The sequence below is a fragment of the Pseudoalteromonas sp. Z1A6 genome (assembly GCF_011378745.1).
GTDB lineage: Bacteria > Pseudomonadota > Gammaproteobacteria > Enterobacterales > Alteromonadaceae > Pseudoalteromonas > Pseudoalteromonas arctica.
In genome coordinates this window covers 1-2,242 of sequence record NZ_WTKW01000498.1, presented here as the reverse complement: position 1 = coordinate 2,242, position 2,242 = coordinate 1, and the positions used below count along the sequence as shown (strand labels likewise).

Genomic DNA, 2,242 nt, shown 5'->3' with positions numbered 1-2,242 from the left:
TTGATCATTAACGCTTTGGCGTTGTTTATCATTTAGAGTTAGGTTTAATTCGTAGAGTAAATTTATATATAAATTTAAGTTTGCTTCATTGCTTTTCAATAGTGCGTCGCTCATATAAAGTTCGCGCTCTTCAATAACTGTACTTAACTGATTTATAAATTCTTTTTTTGTAATTTCAGCATTTGTAAATACCTGTTTGGCTGCATTCAAACGGTTTTTCTTGTACTCTAACCACAGCGCTCCTGAGTCTCGATGTTGTTCATTAGTTGATTTAATCAGCGCTTTTTGTTGTTTATTAAGCTTGCCTATCCACTGCTCGTAGTATTCAAATTGCTCTTCCAAACGCTCACTTTTTCGCTCAAGCGGGGTTTGTTCGTTAAACTCTTCGCGTTCGTCGTTAATTTTTATTTGGATATTGTTTAAAAGCTCACCTCTTTGCTCACTTGATAAGGTTGCTCCAAGCTCAGCTAAAGGCAGTTTTGCGTACCCAAGTAGGTTCTGCCAATGTTGTTTTGCAAGCACAACCTGTGTTTTTAATTGTTTAGCCTCCAATGTTTGGTTAAACAATACTTTTATATTTTGTATGTCTTGTCTGTAGGCGGGTAACTGGGTAGTTCGGTGCCAATTTTGTGTTGTTGTAATTATGTTTTTTAGCTGTGTATTTTGCTTTTTATTTAAATCAACATAATCGTCAACCCAAAACGATGAAAGCCAACTCAAATTATTGTAAGTAAAAGATGCCGAACAACTACATAAAAACAACATACTTACAGCAAGGCATATCTGTTTTAGTTTTTTTGCTTTGAAATTATTAAGCATAACCTTCTCTATTATTTAGATTGTGGCAAAGCTTCAAAACTTATTTGATAATAATTATCATTTAAGCATTGACTTGCATTTAGATCTAACTGATAATCGTTCGCACAAACACAGTGTAACGACCTCAGTGCCTACGGAAGAATATTCAGCAAGGATGCTGACACATTAAAAGAAGAGCGTGCCGCTTCGTGTTATTACTTACTCGACCCAAGTAATAACATCAAATATCACATTTACTTGCTACATTGCTCATATTAGTGACGGTTAATATGACTCAAAAAAGCCCTAACGGGCTTTTTTTATTTCTTTAAATTTTCTATAAAATCTGTATCTTACACTTCTTAAACTCGTTTACTTACCTTAAAAGTCCACCGCGCTATTATTTACATTTTATACGCACGATCTGATAAGGTATCGCCTTGCGTTTGCGCTAAAGCTGGCGTAAAACATAACAGTAGACACCCTTTTTTGCATCTATTTATAATAACCGATTTAGTCTCTGCTTAAATGCATTGAGTATTAAACGTTTAAAATGCGCAAATAGTGCAAAAATTTAATAATTTAGCATTTAACTAAAGTCTGTTTACCTTTCGGGATTAAAACTTGTTCTATTTAGGCGCTATTTAATCGCGGCAAGATATACTGGCCCTAAAACCTATCGTAACTATTACTAATTGGAGACATTAATATGTCACAGTTTAATTTGAAAGCACTCGTTCTTGCTGGCGTTTTACTTGCCAGCCCTTTCGCTCATGCAACATTAGAAGATGGCATAAGAGCAGCTAACGAAGGTGAATTTGCAGTCGCCCTAAAAGAGTTTCAATACCTTGCCGATAAAGGTTTTGCACCAGGAATTTACGAACTAGCTAAATTATACGAAGGTGGATACGGTGTAACACGCGATTACCGCAAAGCAGCTGCGCTTTATCAACAAGGCGTTAAAAAGAACCATCCGGATTCAATGTTTGCGTTAGCTGTTTTATACGACGAAGGTAAAGGCGTAAAGCTTGATCACCAAATGGCTGTTACCTTATTTGAAAAAGCAGCCAATAAAAACCTGCCTGCAGCTCAGTTTAATTTAGGTGTAATGTATTCCAATGGCGTGGGCGTTACGCGAGATTATGAAGCGGCACGCAACTGGTACGAAAAAGCAGCTGCAAACAATTACTCTTTAGCACAATTCAATTTAGCCCTCATGTATTTTGAAGGGCTAGGTATGCCAAAAGATTTAGAAAAGTCATACATTTGGAATACTATCGCTGAGTACAACGGCAATATGCAAGCGAGTCATAGCCGCAAACTTGATGAGCGTAAAATGCTGCCTAAAGAAATTGAAGAAGCTAAAGAAAAGGCCGATGCCATTTATGCAAAAATACAAGTGGGTACTTATGCTGGCGAAGGTCGCTTATTTTAAAGTCTTATT

The 2,242-nt window shown here is 36.5% G+C and carries 2 protein-coding genes; one reads left to right on the top strand and one right to left on the bottom strand.

What is annotated here, in order from left to right; genetic code table 11:
* A partial coding sequence (locus GQR46_RS18885) for a DUF6279 family lipoprotein (protein ID WP_165742074.1) occupies positions 1-819 on the bottom strand: 819 nt, incomplete at its 3' end.
* Positions 820-1,507: 688 nt separating this feature from the next.
* On the opposite strand from GQR46_RS18885, the gene GQR46_RS18880 reads away from it, so the two are divergent.
* Entirely contained in the window at positions 1,508-2,233 is a 726-nt protein-coding gene (locus GQR46_RS18880; RefSeq protein ID WP_007582012.1) for a tetratricopeptide repeat protein, read from the top strand.
* Positions 2,234-2,242 lie beyond the last annotated feature (9 nt).

Excerpts from the sequence above, each read along its gene's own strand:
- GQR46_RS18880 (WP_007582012.1), top strand. The coding sequence starts at position 1,508 with ATGTCACAGTTTAATTTGAAAGCACTCGTTCTTGCTGGCGTTTTACTT.